At 60.3% G+C, this 6,999-nt stretch carries 6 protein-coding genes and 3 pseudogenes; 2 read left to right on the top strand and 7 right to left on the bottom strand.

Translation table 11 applies throughout. From position 1 onward, the window contains the following. From NKJ12_RS31755 to NKJ12_RS31745, 3 genes and pseudogenes are all read right to left on the bottom strand, one after another. Positions 1-228, bottom strand: a pseudogene (locus NKJ12_RS31755) (hypothetical protein); the annotation flags it as partial. Between the two features lie 192 nt (positions 229-420). Next, positions 421-790, bottom strand: a pseudogene (locus NKJ12_RS31750) (helix-turn-helix domain-containing protein); the annotation flags it as partial. An 89-nt stretch (positions 791-879) separates the two neighbouring features. Further along, positions 880-1,086 (bottom strand): hypothetical protein, encoded by a 207-nt coding sequence (locus tag NKJ12_RS31745; RefSeq protein WP_352707648.1) that lies wholly within the window; start codon positions 1,084-1,086, stop codon positions 880-882. A 698-nt stretch (positions 1,087-1,784) separates the two neighbouring features. Here NKJ12_RS31745 and NKJ12_RS31740 point away from each other — a divergent pair. Both NKJ12_RS31740 and NKJ12_RS31735 read left to right on the top strand, forming a co-directional pair. After that, positions 1,785-2,471 carry a class I SAM-dependent DNA methyltransferase gene (locus NKJ12_RS31740; RefSeq protein WP_352707646.1) on the top strand — a complete coding sequence of 229 codons (687 nt, stop codon included), beginning with the start codon at positions 1,785-1,787 and terminating at the stop codon, positions 2,469-2,471. A gap of 25 nt (positions 2,472-2,496) precedes the next feature. Next, a pseudogene (locus NKJ12_RS31735) lies at positions 2,497-2,888 on the top strand (IS30 family transposase); the annotation flags it as partial. Positions 2,889-3,214: 326 nt separating this feature from the next. On the opposite strand, the gene NKJ12_RS31730 reads toward NKJ12_RS31735, so the two are convergent. The 4 genes from NKJ12_RS31730 to NKJ12_RS31715 form a co-directional block, all read right to left on the bottom strand. After that, entirely contained in the window at positions 3,215-4,576 is a 1,362-nt protein-coding gene (locus NKJ12_RS31730) for a CapA family protein (protein ID WP_352707644.1), read from the bottom strand. Between the two features lie 81 nt (positions 4,577-4,657). Further along, complete coding sequence (locus NKJ12_RS31725; RefSeq protein WP_352707642.1) at positions 4,658-5,683, bottom strand: ABC transporter ATP-binding protein; 1,026 nt, start codon at positions 5,681-5,683, stop codon at positions 4,658-4,660. Beyond that, complete coding sequence (locus NKJ12_RS31720; RefSeq protein ID WP_352707650.1) at positions 5,680-6,687, bottom strand: ABC transporter ATP-binding protein; 1,008 nt, start codon at positions 6,685-6,687, stop codon at positions 5,680-5,682. The genes NKJ12_RS31725 and NKJ12_RS31720 overlap by 4 nt, the downstream gene beginning before the upstream one ends. Position 6,688: 1 nt before the next feature. Beyond that, a partial coding sequence (locus tag NKJ12_RS31715) for an ABC transporter permease (protein WP_352707641.1) occupies positions 6,689-6,999 on the bottom strand: 311 nt, incomplete at its 5' end.

Below are 6,999 nucleotides of genomic sequence, written 5' to 3'. Positions count from 1 at the left end.
GGGCGTTGACGAGTTGGAAGAACAGATTGCCGCCACCGTGGACGACGGGCAAGTAGCCGATCTCATCGACAACGAGCAGAGCAGGATACGCAGTGCCGTCTTGATCCGGCTGTTCTCGCGGAGGGTCAACTCTTCCGAGAGGAGGATGTCCATGGCTTCGAGGGCGGCGATCTCGCGTTGCTCGAGCCGGCGCGCGATATGATCGAGCGCCTCGAGCGCCCGCGCCATCTTCAGGCCGACGAGGTCGTGGCGGATTCGATCGATCGTGGATGGCGTGGTATCGAGCGCGTTCGTCGTGGACGCTGCTCCTTCGCCATCACCCGGGCGACGGCATCGTAGAAGGCCAACGGGCCGCTGAGCGACCCTGCCGCCCGAGCCATGAAGAACGATCTCGTCGTTTCTCAGTCTTTGTCGGCGCTAGTCGACCTGCGCCTGCTCGCCGGGCGGGGGTCTCGAAGCGAACCTCGTAGCCCCGCTCCGCCGCGGCAGGACGGACGTCGCGCAGGAATCCGTGACGGTCGTGTAGCCGCCGCCATAGCCGAGGTCCTTCAGTAAGCCGGCTGCCGGTGAGTCCGGGATATCGCGTGACGCGTTCGCGAAGATAGGCCGTGAAAGGCTCGATCACCGCCTGACGCGGCTTGCGCGGTCCGTTAGGCCGGAGCCTCGAGCCCGCGTTCGATGTATTTGCGCACCGTCTTGCGGTCGATCCCGCTCTCCCTGGCGATCGCCGACACCGACGGCCCTGCCGATGCAAATCCAGTATCATCATCATCTCCCCGATCTTGATCACCGAAATCCCTCTCCCGACCATCAGGAGAAGCATCAACGATCACGCGCCGCCGGTCTCCCGGAGCGCGCTCCGGAAGACCGGCGACAGCGCTAAACTGGGGAAGATTCAAACGGCACTTCTGGGGAGTATTGAGCCGGCATCGACACCGGGTCCAGCTTCTTCAGCGGCTGGCGTTCGAGACCGGGAACCTGTCCGGCCACCAGCCAGCTCGATTCACTCATTTCGACAACGACCGCAACGCTGCTATTCTGCTCATACGAGACCAGCAAATGGCTCAAATTGTTAACCTGGGTCATGGGGCACCTCTGTCGCTTCTATCGAACGGCGATGGTGCCATACCGCTGCCGCTCGCCCCATAGCTTCTCCAGATTGCAGCCCTCAGCAATTATCTCCGCCCGGAGCGATCGACCCGCCAGCCGCCTAACATGCCCGCCTTGTTCATCTCGGCGGCCACCCCATTCTCGGCGGCCTGCCGACCACGCCTCCACGACCTTCGGCACGGGTTCGCCATCCGCACTCTTCTTAGCGCTGGCTCTCCGCCACGACCCTGTTCACACCATCACTGCGAGACACGACCAGCTCTTCACCGAGGAAGCCGCAAGCGCAGGCGCGCCACCAATCGCGCCATAGCGTACCGAGCTGCTCGCTTGACGACCGTTAGCTCATATAGACTACATTTTAAGCCATGATCATGGAAATCGCCACTGCCAAATATTATGCTAAATTAACATTTAGCAACATCTATTAAAATATCGACCTAACTTAACATCTTTTAACAATTACTTTACTTGCTCTACTTGATGAGGCACCATATCTCGGACGCGGATGGGGCCTGAGCGATGCCCTAAACGATGTTGTCACCTGGTGCGTAGGAGCCTTCGCACGGACGAACAGCCATTGCCCCGCGATACGGCAAACGAAAGTTTCTGCCGCGCCATTGCACTGCCCACGAGGACTGTGCCGCATCCGATCTGCGGCTAAATGGAGAATGGTCATGAAAATCCCCTCTCAACAATCCGCGCTGGACCAAACCGCACGAAAGAAGACTTCCTATGCAGTCGACACGGATTTCGATTATTTAGCCCAGAGCTATCGTGATCGTGCCGGGACCTACGATCTCGATGTCAGCCGTCAGGGATACTACGCGCCGATCGTCGTGGCGGAACTGGCGGCCGCCATCCAGACGGCCTATTTGGCGAAGGAGCGAGCCGTCATCAAGATCCTCGACGCTGGCTGCGGAACGGGCCTCGTCGGGCTGCAGCTGAAACGCTTGGGCTTCCAGTTGATCGACGGGTTCGACCTCTTCCAGGAGATGGCCGAAAAAGCCCGGAAAACCCGTATCTACCGCCATGTCCGAGGCGATGTCGACCTTAACGGTCCACTCTCCGGTTACTCCAACGCCAGCTATGACATCACGGTCTGCAGTGGCGTCTTCGCGCACAGGCATGCCCGACCGGATGGTCTGCGCGAACTGGCTCGCGTCACGCGCCCGAACGGATTCGTCATCGCTAGCACCCGCAAGAGTTATGCGGAAGTCACGAACTTTGACGGCGAGGTGCGTCGTCTGCAGGATGCGGGCGTCCTTATGCCGGCACATTGTCTAAAGGATGCCAGATACTACGAGGGGGACGCGCATTATTGGGTTTTCCAGGTGCCTGATAAAGCGAGCGCGCCAACATGAGCTGTATCTTCCCCGGCTCGCGGTGCATGGCGAAGCTCCGCGCACGAAGAACGGGCCTGCGCTCGCGGGACATGGGGCTGAGGCCGTGCGCGATGCGATCGCGCGTACCATCATCACCTTGCCCGAAGAACTGCGCCGTTCGCTGACTTGGGATCTGGGGGCCGAAATGGCCCAGCATGATCGTCTCACGATCGACGCTGGTGTCCAGGTCTACTTCTGCGATCCGCAAAGCCCGTGGCAACGCGGCACAAACGAGAAGACGAACGGGCTGCTACGTCAGTACTTCCCGAAAGGCACCGACGTGAACATCCATAGCGCCGAGGAACTCGCCGCCGTGGCAGCGCCCCTCAATGCCCGGCCGAGAAAGACCGGGGTTGGAAAACGCCGGCAGAGGCGCTTGACGAGTTGCTGCCATGAGTGAACACAATCGGTGTTGCGACGACCCCTTGAATCCGCCCTCGCGGGCCCGGTCTCAATGATGCCACAAGAGCCGAGCGTGGCCTCCTTCCTGGGCCTTGAGGATTCGGGTCGGCGCTTATAACGCGCAGGAGACCGGAGACGCGTGCGATAGGGACCGCGCTCCCGTAGCTCACATGCGCAACGAATGTCTCCCCCGGGCGATGGGACAATCGGTCGAGATAGCCGGTGATCGGGATTTCGGTTGCGCGCATGTTTTGCTGCCTGCAGCTATGTTGTACGGGCTGTCGCTCGGGCTACTTCAAGGATTCAATGCGTCATTGTTGTCATCGCACCGAGCTGGGCCTCACCCTGATGACACCAACGTCGTTCTCCATAGCGATCTCGGTCCCAAACGGCTCCGAGAGCTTCTGTAGACGCTCTAAAATGGTCTTCGCTTGCTCCTGATTTGCTAGCTGCGGGACGCCGCGATTGGCAAACCTCTTCGAGCTTCCGAGTTCGATCGGGTATAACCGCAGTTCGACAAGCTGGTCCTGCTCGAATCGGCTGGCGGCGATGACGCTTTCCCAAAAAACAGGATTTGAATAGCCTGCCATCTCGGCGACTTTCACCTCGGCATCCGTGTCAATCCGAGGGTCCTTGCCGTAGTCTCCAAACATGTCGGCACCCGCCGGGGTCCCCAAGTCGTCCATGAAGAAGTTTCCGAGGCTATAAAAGATCGGGCGGCCCTTGAAGATTTCGATGCCCCTCAGTTGATGAGGCCCATGGCCAATGTATGCGTCTGCCCCAGCATCGATCAGTCTGCGCGCAAAAGAGCGTTCATAATCCGGCGGCTCGTCGCTCCAGTTCCCCGGCTCGTGACCGTGGTTCGTAACAATGCAAAAATCGGAGAACTGCTTGCCCCGACGGACGTTTCGCAAAATGTCTGCGACGTCGCGCGCATCTGGTTCGAAGCTGTAGCCGAAATCGTCCCCTGTTTTGTATGTTATTCTGTCGATGACGACCTTATTCGGATCTTCGGCGGCCGGGAAGTCGGTGGGCAAAGCAGCGCTTATTAGCCTCAGATTCTTGAGCATATCGGCTGGAACGACGATGCTTTTCGCCAAACGAAGAGCGTTTAGTCCCGGTCTGCCTGGCGCTTCGCCAGCGGGATCGCCCGCACGAGCCATCCGCGCGAATGTTGCAGCAAACGACACCAACGCCACGCGACCGCGTGCGGTTTCTAAGAAGCGAGCTGCGCCGGCTTGTGCGAGATTCTCGCCCGTACCTGCATGGACGATATCGCTCGCGTCGAGCACCCAGCTTGTCTCGCGCATGCCTTCAAGGCCCCAGTCAAGCGTATGGTTGTTCGCCCGGCCAACGATGTTGAATCCCATCGCCTTTAAATCGGGTCCGACCTCCGGTAAGCTGAGGTGATAAGCCCCGCCGTACTCAGCCTGCGGGTAACCACTGAACGATCGGATATCGAAGGCGTTGACTTCCAGGTTGCCAAAAGTGACGTCAGCATTGCGAAGGATCTTTACGACGTCGCTGAAGCCAGAATCCTGGGATTTGGTGACTGCCCGCGAGACGATGAGGTCGCCGACTGCTACCATCGTGAAGCCCTCTACAACGTTTGTTGCAAGCGAACCCACCAAATCATAGTCGCCCACCCCTTCGGGCGGATGACCATCGTTCTCCTTTATCATAGATTTCTCCTATTCTCGCTTCTTCCTGCCCTACTCGGCATGATGTTCAGTGCTCGGAGCAGGGGTGCCAAAGTCCCGTGGCTATGCATTGAGCGACGAATTAACCGTCGCAGCCAACTCAGTAGTCACGCCGGCGGCCGGAGCGCGCACGTGACAGGCCACGACGCGCCCGTCATCCAGCGGTACCAGAGGCGGCACGTCGATGCGGCACCGCTCGACGGCGAGCGGGCAGCGCGGATGGAACGCGCATCCGCTCGGCGGATTGATGGGACTTGGCACCTCGCCCTGGACGGGTGCCTCTAGCCGAACCCGCGTCGGATCCGGCACAGGAGCCGCCGCGATCAGCGCCTCGGTGTAGGGATGGACCGGCTTGGCAAAGATCGCCTCGCATTGCGCGAGTTCCAGGATCCGCCCCAGATACATGACCGCCACGCGATGTCCGATATGCTCCACGACGCCAAGATCATGCGAGATGAAGACGAGGGCGATGCCCATCTGCTGCTGCAGATCCAAAAGCAGATTGAGGATCTGTGCCTGCACGGAGACGTCGAGGGCAGACACCGCTTCGTCGGCGATGATTAGAGAAGGGTTGAGCGACAGGGCGCGTGCAATGCCGAGCCGCTGGCGCTGGCCGCCCGACAACTCGGACGGAAGCCTGTGCATCATTTCGGGCGACATTCCGACCTTCTGGAGAAGGTAAGCAGCAAGCGTGTCGCGCTGCTTCCGGCTGAGACGCTCAAAGTTTTCGACGGGTTCGGTGATGATTTGCCCGGCAGTAAGGCGCGGGTTGAGCGACGAGTAAGGATCCTGGAAGACCATTTGCATCCGACGGCGCCAGGCGTGAAGGGCGTCCTTCTTGAGGCCAGCAATATCGATTCCGTCGATCAGCACACGCCCATTCGTTGGCTCCGTAAGCCGCATCAGCAGCCGCGCGACCGTGGACTTGCCGCAGCCGGATTCACCGACGATACAGAGTGTCTCACCGGCCTCAACGGAAAAGGATACATCCTCCACCGCCCGGATCACCGGAATGGTCTTCTTCAGGAATCCCGCACCGAGCGGATAATGCTTGGTCAGATTCTCGACTTTCAGCAAAGGACCACTCATGCGCCCATCACCTCTTCGGCGCGCCAGCAAGCCGCGGCGTGGCCCGACCAGACATCACGCAGGATGGGTGTCTTCTCGCGGCATATATCGATCGCGAACGGGCAGCGAGGCGCAAAGCTGCAGCCGACAATGGGCTCGCGCAGGCTTGGGACAATGCCGGGAATTTCTGGAAGGCGACGCTGACGGCCGCGCCGCGGATCAGGGACCGATCGCATGAGGCCCTGGGTGTAGGGATGCGCCGGTCGCGCGAACAAATCCATGACGCTCGCCTGTTCTACGATCCGGCCAGCATACATCACGATCACGCGTTGGCATGTCTCGGCGACAACGCCCAGATCATGCGTGATGAACATGACGGCCGTTCCCGTGCGCTCTTTCAGATCGACGATGAGCCGCAGGATCTGCGCCTGGATAGTAACGTCAAGCGCAGTCGTCGGCTCATCGGCAATCAAAAGTTCCGGCGAGCAAGCAAGAGCCATGGCGATCATGGCGCGCTGGCGCATGCCGCCCGACATTTCGTGAGGATAGTTGTTCACGCGATGCTCGGGGTCCGCGATGCGGACGAGACGGAGCATCTCTTCGGCCTTTGCCATGGCCACGGGGCGGGAAGCTTTTGAATGGATTTGCACCGCCTCGGCGATCTGGTGGCCGACCGTATAGACCGGGTTCAGGCTCGTCATGGGCTCCTGGAAGATCATGGCGATCTGGTCGCCGCGAATCTTTCGCATCTCCCGATCCGACAGTTCAAGCAGGTCGCGTCCGTGAAAGCGGACCTCGCCGCCGACGCTCCTGGCGTTCAGCTTCGGCAGCAGGCGAAGGATGGAAAGGGCGGTGACGCTCTTCCCGCATCCGGATTCGCCGACGACCCCAAGCGTCTCGCCTTTCTTTACCTGGAAACTGACCCCGCCCAGGGCGCGGGTGATACTGTCTTCGCCGTAAAAGTGCGTTTCGAGGTTTCGAACGTCGAGAAGCACGTCGTTCCCAGCGGTTTGATGCATTTGCATGTCAGCGCCTCCGCTTCGCGCGAGGATCGAACATATCGCGCAAACCATCCCCGAGCAGGTTGACCGCAAGCACCGTCACGGCAAGGCAGATACCGGGGGCGAAGACCGTCATTGGGGCGATAGAAAGATATATGCGAGAGCTTGAGATCATGTTGCCCCAGCTCGGAATTTCGGGCGGCACGCCCACGCCGAGGAAGCTCAGTCCCGCCTCCGTCAGGATCGCGCTCGCGCAGACAGTTGCACCCTGGACCATCAGCGCCGGAATGGTGCTCGGCAGGATATGACGCCACAGCACCTTCGGCAGGCGCGCGC

It is taken from the genome of Mesorhizobium sp. M0195, from assembly GCF_040322115.1.
Classification (GTDB): Bacteria; Pseudomonadota; Alphaproteobacteria; order Rhizobiales; family Rhizobiaceae; genus Mesorhizobium.
This window is presented reverse-complemented; position numbering and strand designations above follow the sequence as displayed.